The sequence below is a fragment of the Paraburkholderia sp. BR10923 genome, from assembly GCF_040948765.1.
Lineage (GTDB): Bacteria > Pseudomonadota > Gammaproteobacteria > Burkholderiales > Burkholderiaceae > Paraburkholderia > Paraburkholderia youngii.
The window spans coordinates 253340-275000 of record NZ_JBFPKO010000005.1; the positions used below are offsets into that span (position 1 = coordinate 253340).

The following is a 21661-nucleotide window of genomic DNA, read 5'->3' on the forward strand; positions in this document are numbered from 1 at the left end:
GCGTCCCATCAACCTTTAGATCAACGACGCGGCGAGCCGCGCGAAGGTGGTCTCGTCGGTGCGATCGAACGCGAGTGGCGTGACCGATACGCGGCCCGCCGCGACCGTCGCCGTTTCGCTGTCGGCATCGTTCTCGCGCGGGCCACGATCGAAGCGCAGCCAGTGATACGCGATGCCGCGCGGATCGACTTCCGGCAGCACCTCGATGTCCCTGACGAGCCCGACGCCCTGGCGCGTCGGCGTCAGCGGACCGGCATCGGCGGCATCGACGTCCGGGAAGTTGATGTTCAGGCAGGTCGGCGCCGCATGCTCGATCGCGAGCAACTGACGGATCACGCCGGGCGCGAGCGTGCGCGCGGTTTCCCAGCGCACGCGCTCGCGATCGGTGAATACCTGGCTCAGCGCGAACGACGGCAGCCCGAGCAGCAGCCCCGTCATCGCCGCGCCGACCGTGCCCGAAAACATCGTTTCGATGCCGAGATTGCCGCCGCGATTGACGCCGGACAGCACCAGCGTCGGTGGCGCCTCGCGCATCAGATGACGCACGCCCATCACGACGCAATCGCCGGGCGTACCGGTCACGCCGAAACGGCGTTCGCCCTGGCGGCTCACGCGCAGCGGCGAATGCAGGCTGATCGAATGCGACGTACCGCTCTGGTCGTGCTCGGGCGCGACCACCCAGACTTCGTGCGCGAGCTCGGCGGCAACCGCTTCGAGCACGGCGAGGCCGGGCGCGTCGATACCGTCGTCGTTCGTCAGCAGCACTCGCGGCACCTTGGATTCGTAAGCGGACATCGATTCAATCTCCTGTGGGTCGGTCAATGGATCGTAGGGAAGGGACGCCCATTATCCGGCTTTCATTCGACGCGCGTACGATGACGTTGAGCCGCTAACCGACCCAGGACGACCCGCCATGCAGATCGACCCGTTTGAGATTGCGATCGCCGATCAGGACATCGACGATTTGCGCCACCGCATCCGTGCGACCCGCTGGGCGCCCGCGACGCCCGCGCCCGCGTGGCAGCAGGGCGCCGACCCGGCCTGGCTGCGCGAACTCGCGACCTATTGGGCTGGGCAATTCGACTGGCGCGCGGCCGAACGCAAGTTGAACCAGCTGCCGCAATTTCTCGCCGACGTGAACGGCCAGACCGTGCACTTCGCGCATCGGCGGGCCGCGAGTGTCACACCGGGATTCCAGGCTTATCCGCTCGTGATCACGCACGGCTGGCCCGGTTCGTTCTTCGAGTTTCACGCGCTGCTCGATCAGTTGTGCGATCCGGCCGCGTTCGGCGCCGATCCCGCCGACGCCTTCGACGTCGTCACGCCGTCGCTGCCGGGCTTCGCGTTTTCGCCTGCGCCCGCGCAGGCCGGCATGTCCGCGTTCCAGGTCGCGGACCTATGGGTGTCGCTGATGCGCGGGCTCGGCTACGAGCGCTTCGGCGCGCAGGGCGGCGATCTTGGCGCGGGCGTGTCGATCGCGTTGGCCGCGCATCATCCGCGGGTGGTCGACGGCATCCACCTGAACTTCCTGCCGAGTTCCTACGAGCCGGCGATCGGCGCGGCGCAGCGGGAGCTGACCCCGGCCGAGCGGGACTATCTGCGCGAGAAGAACGACTGGGCCGCACTCGAAGGCGGCTACGCGCATCAGCACAGCACCAAACCGCTGACCGTCGCCGCGTCGCTGAACGATTCGCCCGTGGGACTCGCCGCATGGATCGGCGAGAAGTTTCGCGCGTGGAGCGATTGCGACGGCGACGTCGAAAGCGTGTTCTCGATCGACGAGCTGCTGACCAATATCTCGCTGTACTGGTTCACGCAGTGCATCGGCCCGGCGATGCAGATGTATTGGGAAAACCGCCTGCAGCCGATGCGTTTCACCGACGGCGAGCGCATCGACACGCCAGTCGGCTTCGCGCTGTTTCCGAAAGAGATCCATCATCCGCCGCGCAGCTGGCTCGAACGAACCTTCAACGTCGTGCAGTGGAGCGAAATGCCGGCCGGCGGGCACTTCGCGGCGATGGAAAAGCCCGAGTTGCTGGCGGCCGAGATTCGCAAGTTCTTCAGGCCGTTGCGGCAGAAAACACGTTAGGCCGCAGCGTAGCGCGCAAAAAGCGCATCGCACACGGCGCAAACTTCAACCCGGGAGACCCACGGCATGAGCGCACCCGTCACGCTGCTTCTGTTCGACCTGGAAGGTGTGCTGTCGCACTACGACCGCGCCGCGCGTGTCGAGCGTCTCGCGGCGATCGCGGGCTGCACGGAAGAGACCGTGCGTCATGCGATCTGGGGCTCGGGACTCGAGGCGCGCGCCGACGGCGGCGAAATCAGCGACGACGAATATCTGCGCGAACTCGGCGCGCTGCTCGGTTATCCGGTGAGCCGCGCCGAATGGCTCGACGCGCGGCTCGCGTCGATCATGCCAAACGAAGCGGCGCTCGCGCTGGCGTCGCGCGCGGCGCAGCGTTGCCGCATCGCGATACTGACCAACAACTGCCGCCTGCTGACCGACCACATCGCTTATCTGAATCCGCCCGTGGCGCGGCTGTTCGGGCCGCACGTCTATTCGTCGGCGGTGTTCGGCGCGGCGAAGCCCGCCGCGCAAACCTATCTGCGCTGCGTCGAACGGCTCGGCGCGGCCCCAACGGAGACGCTGTTCATCGACGACAGCGAGGCCAACGTGGACGGCGCGCTCGCGGCTGGGTTGCAGGCCTACCGGTTCGTCGACGCGGATGGCCTGGCGGTCGAATTCGCGCGGCGGGGTGTGCTTTAGCCGCTGCGATGACGGTCGAACTTCCACGCACGAGGGCACCTCTACCCGCTATGGCACTTGCGTCGAACCACGATCACCGCCGCCGCTTTCTGCGCGCGGCGCTCGGATTACCGGCAACACTCGCGTGGTCGCGCGTCACGTCCGCGCAGACCAAACCACCCAGGCAATCCGGTACCTCCTTACCCCGCATGAACCGCCGCGCGATCCCGTCCACCGGCGAAGCGCTGCCCGTGATCGGCTGCGGCACGTGGCGCACCTTCGACGTCGGCGACGATGCCGCCGCGCGCGCTCAGCTCGCCGACGTACTGCGCATCCTGTTCGAAGCGGGCGGCTCGGTGATCGATTCTTCGCCGATGTACGGTTCGTCGGAAGCGGTCGCGGGCGCGCTGCTCACCCAGCTCGACGCGCATCGCAAGGCCTTCGTCGCCACCAAGGTCTGGACCGAGGGACGCGCAGCCGGCATCGCGCAGATGGAGGAATCGCTGCGGCGTTTTCAGCAGCCGCATGTCGATCTGATGCAGATCCACAATCTGCTCGACTGGCGCACGCAGCTCGCGACGTTACGCGACTGGAAAGCGCGCGGCCGGATTCGCTATCTCGGCATCACGCATTACACGTCGAGCGCGTTTGACGAGGTCGCGGCGGTGATGCGCAGCGGGAAGCCCGACTTCGTGCAGATCAACTACGCCGCCGACGACCGCGCGGCCGAGCAACGCATCCTGCCGCTCGCGGCCGATCTCGGCATCGGCGTCGTGATCAATCAGCCGTTCGGCGGCGGTGGTTTGCTCGCGCGCGTGATGAAAACGCCGCTGCCCGCATGGGCCGCGGAAATCGGCTGCACGAGCTGGGCGCAGATTCTGTTGAAATTCGTGCTCGCGCAGCCTGCGGTAACGGTTGTGATTCCCGGCACCGGCCGGCCGCAATACATGGCGGACAACGTGCGCGCGGGATCGGGACCGCTGCCCGACGCCGCGATGCGCGCGCGGATCGTCGCGGCGGTCGGCGGCTGACGTGATGCGCAATCCATTTCGCAATCCGTCACTGCGTTTACGGGCCGCTTTCCATTTGCATACACGCGCCGCGTCCCGCAAACGCCGCACGATCCGGGAATAAAACCCGCCACACGACAGTCATGCCTCACGAACCGGGTTCGGTTCGGCGAATCCCTATCGTGAGGTCATCATGTCGTCACAACATTCATTCGATCCGGCGCGTCGCGGCGCGCTGAAGTGTCTTGCGTTCGGTGGCCTGGGCACCGTGTTCATGCTGTCGGGCGGCGTGCTGACGCCGGTCGAACTCGCGCTCGCGGCCGACGCGAACACCGCGACGCCAGTGGCGGGCACGCCGCTTTTCCTGCAGATCAGCGACACGCATATCGGCTTCAACAAGGAAGCGAATCCCGACGTCGCGGGCACGCTGAAACAGACGATCGATTACGTCAACGCGATGCCGTCGCGGCCGCCGCTCGCGATTCACACCGGCGACATCACGCATCTGTCGAAGCCCTCTGAATTCGATCTGGCCGCGCAGCTGATGTCGGGATTGAAGATCACCGAGCTGCACACGGTCCCCGGCGAGCATGACGTCACCGACGGCCCCGGCACCGAGTACTTCAACCGTTTCGGCAAGGCGTCGGATAACCGCGGCTATTACAGCTTCGATCATCAGGGCGTGCATTTCGTCGGCCTCGTCAACGTGATGCATTTCAAGCCGAATGGCCTCGGCGGTCTCGGCAGCGAGCAGCTCGAATGGCTCGAAAACGATCTGAAAGGCCGCACGTCGAGCACCCCGGTCGTCGTGTTCGCGCACATGCCGATGTGGACGATCTACGAGCCGTGGGGCTGGGGCACGGGTGACGCGGGACAGGCGATGGACTATCTGAAGCGCTTCGGTTCGGTGACGGTGCTGAACGGTCACATTCACCAGATCGTGACGAAGGTCGAAGGCAACGTGACGTTCCATACCGCGCGCTCGACCGCCTATCCGCAACCGACCGCCGGCCAGGGCGAAGGCCCGGGGCCGCTGAAGGTCGCGAGCGACCAGTTGCCGAAGATGCTCGGCGTGACGAGCGTCAGCATCGCGCGTCATCCGCTGAAGGCGACGCTCGACGACACGACGCTCGCCTGACCGCACGCGCTACTTTTACGCTCGAGGAGATCAATGATGCCAACCAACCTGATGGGCCGAGTACTCGCAGTTGCGCTCGGCGGTGCCGCGATTCTGGCGGTGTCGGCGGGGCTCGGCTTCGCGCAAACCACCATGCCGATGCAGATGCCGATGAAGCCGGCGCAGCAGCAGACCGTCGCGGCGACGCCTAACGCGATGTTCATGAAAAACTTTAATTTCACGCCGACGGATTTGACCATCAAGGCGGGCACGACGGTCACATGGAAAAATCTCGACGGCGAGCCGCACACCGTGGTCAACGACGCGGGGCTGTTCCGCTCGGCCGCGCTCGATCAGAACGACACCTATCAATTCAAATTCGATAAACCGGGCGTGTACAAGATCTTCTGCGGCATTCATCCGAACATGAGGGCGACCATTACCGTGCAATGAGCGGTGCCATGAGCGGTGCCATGAGCGGCGAGGCGAACCAGGCAACCCGCGCCGCTCACGCGGTATGCAGCTCGCTCAACCGGCACAGCAGAATCCCGTAGCCGGTCAGATGCCCGAGGTACACGCTCGTAAACACGTTCGACGCGGGCAGGTCCTCGGTCAGTTGACGCAGGTCCTCGATATGCAGAGGCGGGGCGTCGAGCGGCGCACACTCGACGCGCAGGTCCGCCGCCTCGGCCAGTTGCCGGTGAGCGCTGACGAGCCGCGCGAGCCGCGCGAGAAACATTTCGCGCCACGCGGCATCGAGCGCGGCGAACTGATCGTGAAACGTGTCCATCGTTTCCAGAAAATTGACCAGCGAATCGAAAGTCTCCTGATAGCACGCGAACACCGGCAGCCTTGCCGCGTTGCGCTTCAGATGCGGCGACACCCACGCCTGCTCGAGATCGGTCTTCAGCAGCAGGTGAGCCTGCTTCAGGTTCGTGCTCAGCGTGCGCAGCTTCGAGGCCGCCGGCTTGATCTGCGCTTTGTCGAGCTGAGCCGCGGCTAGTTGCGCGACGACATCGGTGGCCTGTTCGTTGCCGTCGTTGACGAGCGTGTTCGCCCAGTAGCCGTGATCGGGCGGAAACGCGATCTGCTGGATCACGAAGCCGAGGAACATACCGAGTACCACGCCGATCAGACGCTGCTCGAGCAGAGGGAGATGTTCGCCCGTATAGAGCACGAGCGTGATCGGCACCGTGATGCTGGTCATCTGGAACAGCGACGGCCGCAGCGCGACGATGCTGAAGATCACGAGCGGCAGCAGTGCCGCGCCCATCCACAGGTGCGGTGCGGTCAGCCAGATCAGCAGCGTGCCGATCGGCATCGCCACCACGTTGGAAAACACCCGCTTGTAGAAGTAGCTTCGCGCCGCCGAAATCGAGCTACCGAGCGCCAGCGTCAGCATCGTCGAACCGGCGAGCGGCACGGCCGCGTCGGGAAAACCGAGCAGGTACGGGATGCCGAAACCGATCCACAGGCCGAGCGTCAGCTTCGTGTACCTGGCGGTTTCCGAAAGAGAAAAGCGCGCGAGCGCGCGGCGCAGCGGCGTGAGGGGTTGGTGCTGATACCTGTTCGACATGATTCTCATGCTGACCGATGAGGTGGGGCCGGGCCGCGTCACGCCGGCCCGCGTCAGGCACGGCGCGCGTTCGCGACATGCGCGCAGGTGACCTTACCACCGGGCGCGAACGGTTTCGGGAATTCGCACGCTATCAGGTTCGCGAGATGCTGCTTAAGGGCGCGCGGCGCTCAGTCCCACGAGGGTTTCAAACGGCGCTGTGGGGGTGCGCGTGAGTGCACCTTCAGGCGCGGTTGTTGCATGCGAAACGGCCACCGCTATGGCGCGTTTCGCTGAACCCGCGTCGCATCGGGCGTCGCGGTGTCGGCAGGCGCGCGGCTGGCTGTCGAGCGATTAGGGAGTTGGAGTTTTTACCAGCTTTGCGCACTTTTTTGCCAACTCACGCGGTATCCGGCGGCGTCGTTCGAAGCACCTGGAAGCGACGCGGAAACGCAACGCTGCTGTGTTGTCGGCGGTTCGCGACAGGATTACATTCATTGAGCATTGCGTGCGGCGGCAGCCCGCGAGCGCGGCTTACGCGGCGGCTCGTCAGTGCGCCAGCTGGTCAGCAGGAAGTGGCATACCCGGAGCGTATTGCGATGGCTACCGATCCCGACGATACCGACTTGCGTCATTCCACAACGGACGGCCGTTCCTCCTTCGAACCCGACGGCACGGACGAATCGGGCGTCCCGCCGCCGCGCTTCGGCCGCCTCGCGCTGTGCCTCGCGGCGGCCGGCGCGCTGACCTTTGGCGTGATGGGCACCGTCGCCTACGGCGTCTGGTTCAACCAGGATCAGCAGACCTACGCGGATGCCATTGCGGGCGCACGCCAGGCGCTCGGTTCATCGGCGCCCGCGGTGCCGACGGTAGCCGTCGCGCACGCGCCGCAGGAGGCCGCCGCGCCCGCCATCGCGCAGTCAGCCACCCAGCCCACCGCGTCAGACGTCGCGCTCGCAACGGCCGGCTCGAACGGCGGCTTCGAGGACACCAACCCGGCCGTGTGGTCCGGGCAGGTCCACCCGAGTACGCCCGAGTCGAATCTCACCGCCGCGCTGGCCGATACACCGGTGGATCCCTCGGGGGATCTGTCGGCGGGTTTGTCGGACCACCCACCCACCGCCCCGATTGTTCCGACGCCACCGCCGCGCTCCATGCGGCACGTCGCGAATTCGACCGCGAAGCCCGCGGGCGGTCAACATGCGAAAGAAACGCGCGTCGCGCAGCAGGAGCGGCGCGCGTCGTCGCAGCACAACGGCGGTCTGTTTGCGCGGATCGGACAGTTCTTTCGACGCGTGAGCTATCGTCAACATGACAACGGCCGACAGCAACCAGATCCGTACTCCCATCCCTGAGCACGGGGTCGCCGGGTCAGCGGGGCAAGCGGGGCTGCGCGGCACCGCACGCGCGCGCGGGCCAGTGTGGCGCTTCCGGCCGGGGCCCGCGAGCGTCGCCGTGGCCGCGCTGTTGTGTCTGCTGTTCGGCCTGCTGTATGTGGCGATGCAGATCCGCACGGTGTTTTCCGATCAGCTGAAGCAGGAGTACGCGGGCCTCGTGCTCGAAGCCGCCGGGCGCGTCGACAGCGCGCGCGAACAGTTGGCCGCGTGGCAGCACATGGCCAACACACCGGCGAGCCACGACGGGTCGTTCGTGCCGGCCTATGATGCGGCGCGCGCGGAACTCGCGCGGCGTTTCGCGTCGCTCGCGGCGCTCGTCAACGCGAGTCCGTCGCCGGCGCCGCCCATTCCGTCGATGTCACCGGCCCAGGCGACGCCCGAAGCCGTCGCGGCGGTGCTCGGCAGCGTCTCGGCCTACTGGCGCGCGCAACGCGACGCGGCGAGCGCCGACGTGCGGCTGCGCGTCACGCACGTCGCGCGCACGCTGATCGCGCTCGCCGCGCTGCTGTTCTGCATGCTGATCACGGCGCTCGGCATGTACGCGAAGCGCAACCGCCAGCTCGCGGGGCAGTCGCACGAGTTCGAACTGGCGTCGCTGCACGATTCGCTGACCGGCCTGTCGAACCGACGCAAGCTGCTCGGCGCGCTCGACGCCGCCGCCAGAAGCGCGCGGACCGCGGCCGTCGAGCCGCGCCTCGCCGTGCTGTATATCGACCTCGACGGGTTCAAGCAGGTCAACGATTCGTTCGGGCATCGCACCGGCGACGAATTCCTCGCCGCGGTGTCCGCGCGGTTTCGCGCGTCGGTGCGCAAAGGCGATCTGGTCGCGCGCATCGGCGGCGACGAATTCGCGGTGCTGGTGCGCACCTTCGCCGGCGATGACGAGCTCGCCGAGATCGCGCGCCGGCTGATGGCCTGCGTGGTCGAGACCGACGAGCAGATGGGAATCGGCCGCGTGCGCGCGAGCGTGGGCATCGCGAGCTATCCCGACGACGTCGACGATCACCGCCGTCTGATCGCCGCCGCCGATGCCGCGATGTATCGGGTCAAGCGCGACGGCAAGAACGGCTTCGCGTTCGCGGCGCAGACGGGCAGGGAAGCGACGATGTGAACCTGTCGAGCGTCACTGAGCCTCGTTGCGCCACTCCGTCAGCTTCTCGCGCTCATTGAGTTCGATGAACGCCGGCCGCGCGCGCAGCATGCGGATATAGCCCGCGAGATGCGGCCAGCCCACCGTCGCCGGGTGCGGCATGTTGCGGGTCCAGCGCATCAGCACGAGCGCGAGCAGATCGGCGGTGCTGAGCTGCTCGCCCGCGAGGTACGCGTGGCCGCCGGCGAAATGCGCGTCGAGCCGCTCGCACGCCGCTTCGATGCGGCGTTGCGCGAGCGCGCGCACCGCGTCGGCGCCGGCCGGGTCGCCGTCGCTGCCGGCGTAGAACCAGTCGCGCATCGCGGGCAGCAGCGTGTTCGCAAGGTAGATCATCCATTCGAACCATTCGCCGCGCGCGGCCGACCCCGGCGCGGGCGCGAGCCCGGCGTCGGCGTGGCGCTCGGCGAGCAGCATCAGCAGCGCGGCCGATTCATGCCGGGGCACGCCATCGACGACCAGCGTCGGCACGCGTCCGGCCGGATTCAAACGCAGATACTCGGGATCGTGCTGCTGGCCCGCGTCGATATCGACGAGGCGCGCTTCGAACGCCACGCCCATTTCCAGCAGCATCCAGTGCACGGGCATGCTGGCCGCGCCGGGCGAGTAGTAGAGAACGTAGGACATGTCGGGCTCCGTGGGTCGAGGGATGAGCGGTCGAACCGTGAACCGGAAGAATAAGGGGCTGTCGCCGAAGCGAACAGCCCCTTCAGATGCATCAGGCGCTAGCTGTCTTTCAATGCGCCGACGCGTGCTTCTCCTGCTCGGCCGCGCTCGGCTGCGTCACCGCGCTGACGATCACGAACACGATCACGTTCACCGCGAGCGCGAGGAAGCCGATGTTGACGTCCTTCAGCGCCTCGGGCAGGAACGGCATCAGTTGACCGACGCTCCAGTGCAGCGTCGTGGTCAGCGTGACCACCGCGACGCCGGCGACGATCCCGCAGAACGCGCCTTGCCTCGTCGCGCGGTTGCGCGGGAACAGGCTGCAGATCACGGCCGGGAATAGTTGCGTGACGAAGCTGTAGCCCATCAGCAGTAGCGCGACGATGGTTTCGCCGCCGTTCAGCGTGAAGAAGACCGCGACCAGCGCGACGATAGGCACGAGGACGCGTGCGATCATCGCGACCGACGCATCCGACGCGTTGCGGTTCACCATGCCGCGATAGACGTCGTTGGCGAGCAGCGTCGAGGCCGAGGTCAGGATCATCGAGCCCGGCACCAGCGCGGTCAGGATGCCGGCCGCGCCGATCACGCCGACGAACCACGGATCGAACGTCTGCAGCGACAGGCGGAACAGCGACAGGTCGATGTCGGCGCCCTTCAGACCCGGCACGCGCAGCGTCGCCGCGAAGCCGACGAAGAACACGAACAGCAGGATCAGCTGGTAGAGCGGCAGGATCGCGGCATTGCGGCGGAAGATGCGCTCGTCCTTCGCCGTGAAGATCGAACCGAACGTATGCGGCCACATGAAGAAGCCGAGCGCGGTCAGCAGCACGGTCGACTGGAACCATACGACGCTCGAGCCGTGCGCCGGGAAGGTCAGGAAGCCGGGCCGGGCGGCGTCGATGGTGCGGAACATCGCGGCGAAGCCGCCGTAGTAATGCAGCGGCAGATAGATGCCGAGGAACAGCACGATCGCGAGGATCAGCAGGTCCTTGACCACCGAGTTCCATGCGGAGCCGCGCACGCCAGACACGATCACGTAGGAGGTCACGACGATCGCGCCGATCCAGATCGCCGCCGTCGACGAGATCACGCCATAAGACGCGGTCGCGACGATGATGCCGAGGCCCTTCAATTGCAGCACCAGATACGGAATCAGCGCGGCCACGCCGACCAGCGCGACCAGCGTGCCGAGCGCCGGGCTTTCGTATTTGCGCGTGAAGAAGTGCGGCTGCGAGACGAGGCGGTGCGCTTTCGCGTAGCGCCAGATCGGCGGCAGCATCCAGTACGACAGGATGTACGCGAGCGTGCCGTACGCGAGGATGTAGTAGACCGGTGCGCCCTTGCCGTACGCAAAGCCGCTGCCGCCGAGGAACGTGAAGGTCGTATAGATTTCGCCTGCCATCAGCAGGAACACGAACGCGGTGCCGAAGCTGCGGCCGCCCACGCTCCATTGCTCGAGGCTCATGTCGTGGCCGCGCCTCGCGCGCACGCCGAGGAACAGCGCGAACAGCGTAACGGCAGCGATGATGACGAGTGCGCTCATGGACGAACCTCCTCGCCATTGGCGGCGACGCGCCGGTTGGACGGATCGAGGTTGTAGACGATCGCCATGATGATCGCGCTCAACACCACCCACATGACGATCCAGGCCAGCACGAACGGCATGCCGAACACGATGGGCTCGACCCGATTGACAAACGTAACGCCGACCAGAATGCCGATGAACGGCAACGCGGCAAGTATACGAAGAAGCATGCGGGCAACTCCTCGAACGGGTAGTTATGTGTCGTTGAAATTCCGGCTTCGCTGATGACTGTATGCCGGATACTTCGCTCCCGTAAAGCAGGTCAAAATAAATGCGAGGATTTCGACCGTTGCAATTGCATCTTTCCTGCACGGATTGCTGCGGTGCAAAGCGGGACGCGACGTGACGCGCCATGTATCGCGCGGCTTTTTTACTGGGCGACTGGCGCGCCGCGATATGATCTGCGAGCATTCCAGCATTTTCCGGTCCGCGCGATGCGTGCCGGATTCATGACCGGCACCGCGCCCAGGCGCGACCCCCCGCGAGCACATGCAGGCACACGCAGACACACGGACACGCACATGGTCGAAAGTCTGATCTCGGACATTATGTTCGGCTTCATCGGCATGATCAGCATCATCAATCCGTTCGGCGGCGCGTTCGTGTTTCTGGATCGGACCGCATCGTTGACGCTCGACGAGCGCGACGCGCTTGCCCGCAAGGTCGCGATCAATGCCGCCTGCGTGCTGCTGGTGGCGTTCTTCATCGGCACGCCGATCCTGCATTTCTTCGGTATCTCGATGGAAGCGTTGCGCATCGGCGGGGGGCTCGCGCTCGCCGTCGGCGGCTGGCAGATGCTCAATGCGCCCGACACGCCGGCCGAGCAGACGGACGTCAAGCGCGTCGATGCCGAGACCGCGAAGGCCCGTGCATTCTTTCCGCTCACCGTGCCGCTGACCACCGGGCCCGGCTCGATCGCGACCGCGATCGCGCTGTCCGCGAATCGTACGCACAAGCTGTCGGCGTTCGTGATGTCGAGCATCGCTTCGGTCGCGATCACGTTCGCGGTGGCCGTCTGCGTATATCTGATCTATAGCCGCGCCACGGTGTTGGCGCGCTATCTCGGCGTCGAGGGCACCAAGGTCGCATTGCGGGTGTCGGCGTTCCTGCTGCTGTGCATCGGCGTGCAGATCATCCTGACCGGCGTGTCGGAATTCCTGACTCCGATCGCGACGATGCGGGCGACTACCCCGTAGCGACGCGTCGCGCGCCGATGAAGACCGAGGTCGTCGTCCTTGTTGCCGTCTTCGTGTTCGATAAGGTCGGGCGCGCTCATGGCAATGAGGATAACTGTCGATCCTCCCATATTCGCCGTCCCGACATGGGCTCAATCCGCGATGCACGGCAACCGTCGGCGCCATGCGTGCAACGGCGGCGGCGCCGCGGGCGGGTCGCCTTCCGGTGGTCCGTTGGGGTCGTCGAGCGGATCGTCCGGGATCGGATCGGGGTCGATGTTCGGCGGCGGCGTCTTAGGCGGGATCTCAGGGTCGACCTCGGGCGGCGTCGGCACATGCAGATGCAGCGTCAGCGGCAGCGTCTGCGTCGAAATCCGCGCCAGGGTGGGTGCGTCCAGGTCGAATGTGCCGATTGCACGGGGCGCTTGCCGGCTCGTGTCAGGTAAATCCATCAGGGTCTCCACAAAGTCTTCGTTCAGACGCGCAATGCTCGTGCCGCATGACGACGGATGTCGTTGCGTGGAACGTGACTTGCTGAAAACCCGCACACGCCGCATCGCGATGCCCGCGCGCGCCCGGCTCGCATTGGACATCACCCACGCAAAGCACAGGAAGAGGAACGCATATGGCGCGACACAAGGCCGACGTTGCTGACGACGAGTTCGAGATTTTCGCCAGCTATCACGGAACAGGCGACGGCCGATACATAGGTGGACTGAAGGTCGTGAGAAAAGCGGACAGGCGGATTCTGTTTCCGTTCGACGGCGCACCGCAGATCGGCCCCTATGCGACCGCCGACGAAGCTCGCCGCGCCGCGATCGCGTATGGCCGCGAGATCGTCGCGGCCGATCGCGCCGCACCCGAAGGCTGAGCGCGCGGCCGGTGCGGTGCCTGTTCCGCGACACGTGCGGACGCGATCAAGGCATACCGCCGAGCGACGGCGAAATCGTGCTGCCACGCGCGGGATCGTCAGGATGTTCGTCGGGCTCGATGGGGCGCGTCGCCAGCGGCGGGTGATCGCGATAGCAGGTGTCGACCGAACCATCGACGAGGCAGTTCTGGAACGCATCGGCGTCGCTCTTTTGCGCGAACGTGTACAGCGTGCGCTCGACCTGGACCTCGGTGCCGGATACGCGAATAGTCGTGATGCTCATAGGGTTCTCCTTTTTACAAAGCGAACGTGCGGCGCTACTGCCATCGAGATTGCAATGGTCGTGCCTGTCGCGCTGCGCTTGACTTCATCGGCAAGGCTCGAATGTTGCTGCATGAACCGGGTGGCTGTTCGACATGCCGCGTCACGACGCGAATCGACGGCCGAACACACGAGGAGGGCGTGATGCCAGATCCCCAATCGACCAACGCCGACACCCAGCAGCAGGCCGCCACCCCAGGCGGCGAGCAGTCCACGAGGCCGGATGAACGCGCCGCCCCCGCGATATCCGACGAAGTCAAAGCCCGCAACAGGCCGAGTGGCACGCACTACGTCGAGCCGAGCCCGCTCGGCATCGAACCGGTCGTGCAGACCGGCGTGGATAAAGCGACCAATCCGCCACGTTCGAGCGAGAGCCCGCGGCACGGCGCCGAGGTGCCGCTCGGCACCGGCGAGCACGCCGAACCGCCAGGGGGCGGCGGGCGCGAATCGCATCGCAAGCAGCCGGGCGAGCAATGACGCGGCGCGTTGTGAGCCAGCCCGTGCATCCAGTCCGTCAACCTTCAACCGGAGAAAGCGCATGCAACCGGACAACTCAACCGAATCGATGAACCCCGGCGACGAAGCGCCGCCCAACACACCAGGCGCGGGCGAAGACATTTGCCGCGCCTGCCACGGCACCGGCACGGTAGACGGTGCTCGCTGCACCGTGTGCGGCGGCACGGGCAAGGTGCTGCAGGGCATCGGCGGAGGCTAGCCGGTGCTGGAGCGCCGGTTCGCGGCAACCGCATCACAAGCCAGGAGCAATCATGTTCAACGAGTCAAAGCACGGCTTCGACGCCGCGCAGACCGAATACGAAGCTTTCATGCTGGAACCGCACGGCTGGGTGCCGAACAACAGCAAGCTGCCGGTCGTGCTGTACCGGCGCGCGCTGTCGCCCGGCAGCGGCAATCTGCCCGCCGCGTTCGAAATCCTGTTCGAGCGCAATGCATGGCCCGCGCAGTGGCGCAACAGCATCTTCGACTTCCATCACTTTCACGCGACCGCGCACGAGGTGCTCGGCGTGACCGACGCGAGCGCCGAAGTGATCGTCGGCGGACCCGGCGGACGGGTGGTGAGGCTTCATACGGGCGACGTGCTGCTGCTGCCGGCCGGCACCGGCCATTGTCTGCAATCGTTCGAGCCGCATTTTCAGGTGGTGGCGGGCTATCCGTTGGGGCAGCAGTGGGACATTCGCCGCGAAGCGCTGACGCCGCAGGAACTCACCGAGATGCTGGCGCTGCCGTTTCCGCCGCTCGATCCGATCGACGGCAAGCATGGTCCGGTGGTCGAGCTTTGGCTGCAGGCGGCGTGAACTTCGTGGTTCGCGAAGCAGCCGGTCTGCTGCGGGGTGGCGTGCAGAGTTGCGCGGTTAGGCGCATCATCTGTGGGCTTCGCCGCGATTTTCCCGCGCGCTTTCGGCAGTAACGTCGGCACGTGTGCGGTTCCACGTGCGGCTTTGCGTCCCGCTTCGTGTCCTCGTGGATACGCCCGGACGCGCGCGTTTTCCATGACGACACGATGCGCCGATCCGTCCGCGCGCTCAGCGGTGTGCGTCGGCCGTCTCCCGAAATGCCGAACAAGGAGCGTCCCATGCAAAACGATCCCTCCCTCGATCAGCTGTGCATCAACACGATCCGCACGCTGTCGATGGACGCCGTGCAGAAGGCCAATTCCGGCCACCCCGGCACGCCGATGGCGCTCGCGCCGATCGCCTATCACCTGTGGCAACACCATCTGCGTTACGACCCTGACGAGCCGCTGTGGCCGAATCGCGACCGCTTCGTGCTATCGGTCGGGCATGCATCGATGCTGTTGTATTCGCTGCTGCATCTGGCCAACGTGAAAGCCGTCGACGAACACGGCAAGCCGACCGGCGCGCCGGCCGTGTCGCTCGACGACATCCAGCATTTCCGCCAGATCGACAGCAATACGCCGGGCCACCCCGAGTACCGGATGACGACCGGCGTCGAGACCACCACGGGACCGCTTGGCCAGGGGCTCGGCAATAGCGTCGGCATGGCGATGGCCGCGCGCTGGCACGAGAACCACTTCAACCGCGCGGACGCGCCGCTGTTCGATTACCGCGTGTACGCGATGTGCGGCGACGGCGACATGATGGAAGGCATCTCGCACGAGGCGGCCTCGCTCGCGGGGCATCTGAAGCTGTCGAACCTGATCTGGATTTACGACAGCAACCGCGTGACGATCGAAGGCCATACCGACCTCGCGTACAGCGACGATGTGGCAAGCCGCTTTCACGGCTACAACTGGCACACGCTGAACGTCGGCGATGCGAACGACACCGCCGCGTTCGAAAAGGCGCTGGTCGAAGCGAAGAGGGTGACCGACCGGCCGACGCTGATCGTGGTCCACAGCATCATCGGCTGGGGCGCGCCGCACAAGCAGGACACCGCGTCCGCGCACGGCGAAGCGCTCGGCGTCGACGAAGTCGCGCTGGCCAAGAAGTTCTACGGCTGGCCCGAGGACAAGTTCTTCTACGTGCCCGAGGGCGTGCACGAACGTTTCGCGCAAGGCATCGGCGCGCGCGGCAAGGCGGCGCGCGAACAATGGCAGGCGAAGTTCGACAGCTACAAAAAGCAGTACGCGGAGCTCGCGCGCGAATTCGCGCAGATGCAGGCGCACGAATTGCCGCAGGGCTGGGACAGCGACATCCCGAGCTTCGACGCCGATCCTAAGGGGATCGCGACACGCGAATCATCGGGCAAGGTGCTCAATGCGATTGCCGCGCGCGTGCCGTGGATGATCGGCGGCGCGGCCGACCTGTCGCCGTCGACGAAGACCAACCTGAAGTTCGAAGGTGCCGGCAGCTTCCAGGCGGATAGCTATGGCGGCCGCAATCTGCACTTCGGCATTCGTGAACATGTGATGGGCGCGGTAGTCAACGGGCTCGCGCTATCGAATCTGCGCGCGTACGGCTCGACGTTCCTGATCTTCAGCGACTACATGAAGCCGCCGATCCGCCTGTCCGCGATCATGGAAGTGCCGGCCATCTATGTGTTCACGCACGATTCGATCGGCGTCGGCGAAGACGGTCCGACGCATCAGCCGATCGAGCAGCTCGCATCGTTGCGCGGCGTGCCCGGCCTCACGGTGCTGCGTCCCGGCGACGCGAACGAAGCGGCCGAGGCGTGGCGGGTCGCGCTGACGCAGCCGCATCGGCCGGCGTGCATCGTCGTGTCGCGCCAGCCGCTGCCGACGCTCGACCGCAGCCGCTATGCGTCCGCGAGCGGCGTGAAGCGCGGCGCGTATGTGCTCGCCGATGCGCCCGATGGCAAGAAGCCCGAGGTGATCCTGATGGCGACCGGCAGCGAGCTGTCGATCTGCGCCGACGTGTACGAGAAGCTGAAGAGCGAGGGCATCGCGGCGCGCGTCGTGTCGATGCCGTCGTGGGACATCTTCGAGCGCCAGGACGGCGCGTATCAGGAGTCGGTGCTGCCGGCGGACGTGGAAGCTCGCGTCGCGGTCGAGCAGGCCGCGTCGCTCGGTTGGGATCGGTATACGGGGCGGCTCGGCGCGCAGGTCGTCATGCATACGTTCGGCGCGTCGGCGCCGATTGCGGATCTGAAGAAAAAGTTCGGTTTCACGCCGGAAGCGGTGTATCAGGCGGCGAAGCAGCAGATCGAGCGGGTGAAGAAGGGGAGGGGCGCTTGAGCGTGGGGCGACGGTTTGAGTGAAAGGAGAGTTCAAATGGCCGAGATCAATAAGGAGGACGTGGTTGCGGTGCTGAACCGGATTCTCGAATCCGAGTTGGCCGGCGTCGTCCGATATACGCACTATTCGTTGCTTGTTTTCGGATTCGGACGCATCCCGATCCGGGAGTGGTTGCGCGCTCAGGCGGATGAATCGTTGTTGCACGCACAGCAGGCGGGCGAATGGATTACCACGCTGGGCGCCTATCCGTCGCTGGCGATCGGTCCTCTGCTCGACTCGCATACCTTCGATATCGCTTCGATCCTCCGCGAGTCGTTGCAAGCCGAGAATGTCGCGTTGCAGTTGTATCGCGATCTGCTGGCGCTGGTGGAAGACCGCTCGGTTGCACTCGAGGAATTCGCCCGTCAGATGATCCACGTCGAAGAGATGCACGCGGGCGAGGTCGACAAGATGTTGCGCCGCCCTGGGGAAATGACGACGTCGGAGGAACGGCAGGCACCCCGGGCTTGATCGTAGACGGCCCTCTGTGATGAGCGGGGCATCGCAGAGGGGCCGGTCAGGCGTCGCGTTTCGCGTAGATCTCGTAGTCGACGCCATTCGTCACCACGCCGCCAAACCTGCGAGTACGGAGCCAACCATGAATTCCCCCCATTCAGGCGACGCCATCTCGACGCTGCCGCGCAGAGTGCTGATCGCAATCGATTCATCGGAAGCATCCCGACAGGCGCTCGACTACGCGCGAAACCTCCTTCCCGCCGGATGCGACGTCCGCCTCGTGAGCGTGGCCGAGAATCCCCATAAGCTATTTCCGACCGGCCGGCGCGTCGGCCACATGCTGGATCTGGCGCGCGATGAATTGCTCCGCGATGCGCTCGAGGCGCTCGATCGGGCGACGCAATCGCTAGCCGCGTGTGATGCACGTATCGACTCGGAAGTCATCGACCTCGCGAAGCGCGGTAACGACGTCGTGGATGCCCTGATCGATGCGGCCGACACATGGAGAGCCGACCTGATGGTGATAGGCTCGCGTCAACACCAGGGGTTGCAGCGTTGGGCCGAGGGTACGGTGTCCGAACGGCTGACGAGACGTCTGCGCTGCCCGATGCTGGTCGTCCCGCAGAGCTACAGCACGACGCAAAGCGAGTTGCCCGAGCGCATCCTGTTCGCGGTCGATGGAAGTTCTCTGTCGATGTCCGCGGTGCGGTACGGAATACGGTTCGCTACGTCCGACACCGAATTGCGAGCGGTCTATGTGATCGATCGCGCCGTGCGGCTCTCCGATTGGATCCCGATCGATTCGCTCGAGGACTCGTTCGTCGGCGAAGGCAAGGAGGCAATAGCCGCTGCCGAGCCGGTTCTGGCGCGCGTGTCGGCGCGGGTCTCGACAGCGCTCGTCAGGACGAACCGAACCGACGATGATGTTGCTCATGCGATCGTGCGCGAGGCGGCCGGCTGGGAGGCGCAACTGATCGTGATGGGTACGCATGGCAGGCGCGGCATCACACGCTGGATACTCGGCAGCGTCGCTGGGCGGGTCTTGCAAATCACGCAAACGCCAATTCTGCTGATCCACGCTAGCGACGCCACTTCCGCATCGTGAGCGAGTAGCGCTGATACAGCCCGGACTATGGCGCTGCGTTCAAGCGCGTCCGTTTCGTATTCGGCAGCGGCTCGTGCTGCATCGGCCCCTTGATGAGCTCGCTCATCGCGTCGCGAATCCAGCGGTTGGCCGGCTCGTGATGAAAGCGCGGATGCCAGTGCAGATAAAAGTCGTACTTGGGCGCGGGGAAGGGTAAAGGCAGCAGCTTGACGTTCACGAACTCCGCGAAGCGCCGCCCGACCGCCTGAGGCACCGCTGCAATCATGTCCGAGCCGGCGACGACGAACGGTACGCCGATAAAACGCGGCACGCTGAAGCGCACGTTGATGCGAATCCCGAGGCGTTCGTGCGTGCGAGCGAGCACGTCCTGCTCGCGGCCTTCCGGATGCACCATCACGTGCGCGGCCGCGCGGTACTGATCGAGCGACAGCGTGTCGCCGATTTCCGGATGATCTTCGCGCGCAATACACACATACGAATGCCGGTACAGCGCTTTGCGCTTCAGCGATTCGCTGTTCAAACCCGGAAAGTAGCCGATCGCGAGATCGACGTCGCCGCTCGCCAGACCTTCCTCCAGCTCCGGCATGCTGAGCGCGACCGTTTTGATGGTCACGTGCGGCGCGGTCTTGTCGAGAAAGTTCTGCAAGCGGGGCAGGAACACCATTTCGCCGATGTCCGACATACACAGCACGAAGCTGCGCGACGACGCGGCCGGACGGAATTCGGGCATCGGCAGGATTTCGGTCTGCACGAGATCCAGCAGCCGCGCAACTGGATCGCCGAGCGCCTGCGCGCGCGGCGTCGGCTCCATGCCGCGGCCGGTGCGCACGAACAGCGGGTCCTCGAACAGCTCACGCAGCTTCGATAACGCATAGCTCATTGCCGGCTGGCTGAGCCCGATGCTCACGCCCGCCTGTGTCACATGCCGCTTTTTCAGCAACGCATCGAACACTTTCAGCAGATTCAGGTCGACCTGACGAATATCCATGGTTTGGATGATGCCTATCGATGTCACATAATTGACGGATTTTATCGCGCTTCCTAACATCGTTCCCACAACAAAGGAGTGAGACGTCATGTCCGATGGACGCAAGCCGCAACGCCCGTTGCGCAGCAATTTCCCGCGCGGTTCGTATCTCGGCGCGGTGCGCGCCGCCCAATGGCGCAATCTCGGCATCAGCGAGGAAGACCTCGACAAGCCCAAGATCGCCATCGTCAATTCCTCGTCGGAACTCGCTACCTGCTTCAGCCATCTCGACGGCATCGCCGCACAACTGAAACAGGCGATCCGCGCGGCGGGCGCGCTGCCGTTCGAAATCCGCACCGCGGCGCCGAGCGACTTCATCACCGGCGCGGGCGCGCGCGGCGCGTACATGCTGGCCGCACGCGACCTCGTCACCAACGACATCGAAGTGGCCGTCGAAGGCGCGCAACTCGACGGCATGGTGTGCCTCGCTTCGTGCGACAAGACCGTGCCGGGCCAATTGATGGCCGCCGCGCGGCTGAACATCCCGAGCATCGTCGTCGCATGCGGCTATCAGCCGAGCGGCGAATTCCGCGGCGAGCATGTGGACATCGAGGACGTGTTCGTCGGCGCGATGCATACGCTGACCGGCACTCTGCCGGTCGAGGACCTGATCGGCATGAGCCAGAACGCGATTCGCGGGCCGGGCGTCTGCTCGGGTCTCGGCACCGCGAACTCGATGCACATGGTCAGCGAGGCGCTCGGCATGTCGTTGCCCGGCAGCACGCCGGTCGCCGCCAACAGCGACAGGATGTTCGGGTTCGTGCACGAAGCGGGCGCGCGCATCGTCGAGATGGTGCGCGACGACCTGAAGCCGCGCGACATCCTGACGCCCGGCGCGTTCGCGAATGCGGTGAAGACGGTGCTCGCGGTCGGCGGCTCAATCAACACGGTCAAGCACTTGCAGGCGGTCGCGGCCGAGGGCCAGCTCGACGTCGACGTGTACGCGCTGTTCGAGGCATTCGCCGCGCAGATTCCGGTGCTGACCGGCGTGCGTCCGGTCGGCTCGCACACGATCGAGCAACTGGAGGCGGCGGGCGGCGGGCGCGGCGTGATGAAGCGGCTCGAAGCGTGGCTCGACACCGGCGCGCTGACGGTGACCGGCCGCACGGTGAAGGACAACCTGGCCGAGGTCCGGATCGCCGACGACGACGTGATCCGCCCGCCGGAGCGCGCGTTCGCGAACCATCCGGCGATCGTGCTGGTGCGCGGCAACCTGGCCCCGCAGGCCGGCATCGTGAAGTTCGGCATCTCGCCGACCAAGCAGCGCGCGTTCACCGGCGAAGCGATCTGCTTCTCCACCTCCGACGATGCGATCGCGGCGATCAAGGACGGCCGCGTGCAACCGGGCAAAGTCGTCGTGATGCGCGGCGCGGGCGTGTGCGGCGGCCCGGCGATGGGCGGCGGCGCGTCACGCGTGGTGTTCGCGATCGACGGCGCGGGCCTGTCCGAGCAGGTCGCGATGCTGACCGACGGGCATCTGTCGGGCCTCGTCTGCAAGGGGCTGGTGGTCGCGGAAGTGTCGCCGGAGGCGGCGACCGGCGGACCGCTCGCGTACGTCGAGGACGGCGACACGATCGAGATCGACCTCGAGCGGCGCGTCTGCGATCTGAAGGTGGACCAAGCCGAGCTGGCGCGGCGGCGCGCCGCGTGGCAGCGTCCCGCGCCGGTCAACGACACCGGCTGGCTGAAAATCTATCGCGCGACGGTCGGCACGATGCCGCAAGGCGCGGTGCTCGGCGCGGACCGCCCGGCGCGGGAGCGCTGA

General features: G+C 65.9%; 24 protein-coding genes. 16 read left to right on the forward strand and 8 right to left on the reverse strand.

Features of this window, described 5'->3' with window-relative positions:
* Positions 1-15: 15 nt before the first annotated feature.
* Positions 16-795: a 5'/3'-nucleotidase SurE gene (gene surE, locus AB3X94_RS11950; RefSeq protein ID WP_176123794.1), complete on the reverse strand. Its 780-nt coding sequence runs from the start codon at positions 793-795 to the stop codon at positions 16-18.
* A 118-nt stretch (positions 796-913) separates the two neighbouring features.
* Here surE and AB3X94_RS11955 point away from each other — a divergent pair, with 118 nt between their 5' ends.
* From AB3X94_RS11955 to AB3X94_RS11975, 5 genes are all read left to right on the forward strand, one after another.
* Positions 914-2089: an epoxide hydrolase family protein gene (locus tag AB3X94_RS11955; RefSeq protein WP_368611622.1), complete on the forward strand. Its 1176-nt coding sequence runs from the start codon at positions 914-916 to the stop codon at positions 2087-2089.
* 66 nt (positions 2090-2155) lie between these two features.
* Entirely contained in the window at positions 2156-2770 is a 615-nt protein-coding gene (locus tag AB3X94_RS11960) for an HAD family hydrolase (protein WP_368611623.1), read from the forward strand.
* A gap of 50 nt (positions 2771-2820) precedes the next feature.
* Entirely contained in the window at positions 2821-3780 is a 960-nt protein-coding gene (locus AB3X94_RS11965; protein WP_368611624.1) for an aldo/keto reductase, read from the forward strand.
* Between the two features lie 172 nt (positions 3781-3952).
* Positions 3953-4897 carry a metallophosphoesterase gene (locus tag AB3X94_RS11970; protein WP_176105995.1) on the forward strand — a complete coding sequence of 315 codons (945 nt, stop codon included), beginning with the start codon at positions 3953-3955 and terminating at the stop codon, positions 4895-4897.
* 36 nt (positions 4898-4933) lie between these two features.
* Positions 4934-5329, forward strand: coding sequence for a cupredoxin domain-containing protein (locus tag AB3X94_RS11975; protein ID WP_368611709.1), 396 nt, complete (start codon positions 4934-4936; stop codon positions 5327-5329).
* A gap of 55 nt (positions 5330-5384) precedes the next feature.
* Here the strand turns inward: AB3X94_RS11975 and AB3X94_RS11980 are convergent, their stop codons facing one another.
* Positions 5385-6452, reverse strand: a complete 1068-nt coding sequence (locus AB3X94_RS11980; protein WP_368611625.1) for an aromatic acid exporter family protein — start codon at positions 6450-6452, stop codon at positions 5385-5387.
* Between the two features lie 578 nt (positions 6453-7030).
* Between AB3X94_RS11980 and AB3X94_RS11985 the strand changes: the two genes are divergently transcribed.
* Complete coding sequence (locus AB3X94_RS11985; protein WP_368611626.1) at positions 7031-7786, forward strand: hypothetical protein; 756 nt, start codon at positions 7031-7033, stop codon at positions 7784-7786.
* Positions 7743-8939 (forward strand): diguanylate cyclase, encoded by a 1197-nt coding sequence (locus tag AB3X94_RS11990; RefSeq protein ID WP_368611627.1) that lies wholly within the window; start codon positions 7743-7745, stop codon positions 8937-8939. The genes AB3X94_RS11985 and AB3X94_RS11990 overlap by 44 nt, the downstream gene beginning before the upstream one ends.
* A 12-nt stretch (positions 8940-8951) precedes the next feature.
* Here AB3X94_RS11990 and AB3X94_RS11995 read toward each other — a convergent pair whose 3' ends face one another.
* The 3 genes from AB3X94_RS11995 to AB3X94_RS12005 all read right to left on the reverse strand — a co-directional run bounded on the left by AB3X94_RS11995 (position 8952) and on the right by AB3X94_RS12005 (position 11399).
* Complete coding sequence (locus AB3X94_RS11995; RefSeq protein ID WP_368611628.1) at positions 8952-9602, reverse strand: glutathione S-transferase family protein; 651 nt, start codon at positions 9600-9602, stop codon at positions 8952-8954.
* A gap of 109 nt (positions 9603-9711) precedes the next feature.
* Complete coding sequence (locus AB3X94_RS12000) at positions 9712-11187, reverse strand: sodium:solute symporter (protein WP_176105991.1); 1476 nt, start codon at positions 11185-11187, stop codon at positions 9712-9714.
* Positions 11184-11399 (reverse strand): DUF3311 domain-containing protein, encoded by a 216-nt coding sequence (locus AB3X94_RS12005; protein ID WP_176105990.1) that lies wholly within the window; start codon positions 11397-11399, stop codon positions 11184-11186. The genes AB3X94_RS12000 and AB3X94_RS12005 overlap by 4 nt, the downstream gene beginning before the upstream one ends.
* Before the next feature lie 351 nt (positions 11400-11750).
* On the opposite strand from AB3X94_RS12005, the gene AB3X94_RS12010 reads away from it, so the two are divergent.
* On the forward strand, positions 11751-12425 hold the full coding sequence (locus AB3X94_RS12010; protein WP_176105989.1) for a MarC family protein: 675 nt from the start codon (positions 11751-11753) through the stop codon (positions 12423-12425).
* A gap of 131 nt (positions 12426-12556) precedes the next feature.
* On the opposite strand, the gene AB3X94_RS12015 is transcribed toward AB3X94_RS12010, so the two are convergent.
* Complete coding sequence (locus AB3X94_RS12015; RefSeq protein ID WP_368611629.1) at positions 12557-12856, reverse strand: hypothetical protein; 300 nt, start codon at positions 12854-12856, stop codon at positions 12557-12559.
* 173 nt (positions 12857-13029) lie between these two features.
* On the opposite strand from AB3X94_RS12015, the gene AB3X94_RS12020 reads away from it, so the two are divergent.
* Positions 13030-13275 carry a DUF6723 family protein gene (locus AB3X94_RS12020; protein ID WP_176105987.1) on the forward strand — a complete coding sequence of 82 codons (246 nt, stop codon included), beginning with the start codon at positions 13030-13032 and terminating at the stop codon, positions 13273-13275.
* A gap of 46 nt (positions 13276-13321) precedes the next feature.
* Here AB3X94_RS12020 and AB3X94_RS12025 read toward each other — a convergent pair whose 3' ends face one another.
* Complete coding sequence (locus AB3X94_RS12025) at positions 13322-13558, reverse strand: hypothetical protein (protein ID WP_368611630.1); 237 nt, start codon at positions 13556-13558, stop codon at positions 13322-13324.
* Between the two features lie 182 nt (positions 13559-13740).
* Between AB3X94_RS12025 and AB3X94_RS12030 the strand changes: the two genes are divergently transcribed.
* From AB3X94_RS12030 to AB3X94_RS12055, 6 genes are all read left to right on the forward strand, one after another.
* On the forward strand, positions 13741-14073 hold the full coding sequence (locus tag AB3X94_RS12030; protein WP_176105985.1) for a hypothetical protein: 333 nt from the start codon (positions 13741-13743) through the stop codon (positions 14071-14073).
* 61 nt (positions 14074-14134) lie between these two features.
* Entirely contained in the window at positions 14135-14311 is a 177-nt protein-coding gene (locus AB3X94_RS12035) for a hypothetical protein (protein ID WP_176105984.1), read from the forward strand.
* A 52-nt stretch (positions 14312-14363) separates the two neighbouring features.
* On the forward strand, positions 14364-14909 hold the full coding sequence (locus AB3X94_RS12040; protein WP_176105983.1) for a cupin: 546 nt from the start codon (positions 14364-14366) through the stop codon (positions 14907-14909).
* A gap of 278 nt (positions 14910-15187) precedes the next feature.
* The gene (gene tkt, locus AB3X94_RS12045) at positions 15188-17269 is read left to right on the forward strand and encodes a transketolase (RefSeq protein ID WP_368611631.1); all 2082 of its coding nucleotides are present in this window, start codon (positions 15188-15190) and stop codon (positions 17267-17269) included.
* A 36-nt stretch (positions 17270-17305) separates the two neighbouring features.
* Positions 17306-17779, forward strand: coding sequence for a bacterioferritin (locus tag AB3X94_RS12050; RefSeq protein WP_013091733.1), 474 nt, complete (start codon positions 17306-17308; stop codon positions 17777-17779).
* A gap of 127 nt (positions 17780-17906) precedes the next feature.
* The gene (locus AB3X94_RS12055; RefSeq protein ID WP_368611632.1) at positions 17907-18869 is read left to right on the forward strand and encodes a universal stress protein; all 963 of its coding nucleotides are present in this window, start codon (positions 17907-17909) and stop codon (positions 18867-18869) included.
* Positions 18870-18894: 25 nt separating this feature from the next.
* On the opposite strand, the gene AB3X94_RS12060 is transcribed toward AB3X94_RS12055, so the two are convergent.
* Positions 18895-19857, reverse strand: coding sequence for a LysR family transcriptional regulator (locus AB3X94_RS12060; RefSeq protein ID WP_176105980.1), 963 nt, complete (start codon positions 19855-19857; stop codon positions 18895-18897).
* A gap of 88 nt (positions 19858-19945) precedes the next feature.
* On the opposite strand from AB3X94_RS12060, the gene AB3X94_RS12065 reads away from it, so the two are divergent.
* Complete coding sequence (locus tag AB3X94_RS12065) at positions 19946-21661, forward strand: dihydroxy-acid dehydratase (RefSeq protein WP_368611633.1); 1716 nt, start codon at positions 19946-19948, stop codon at positions 21659-21661.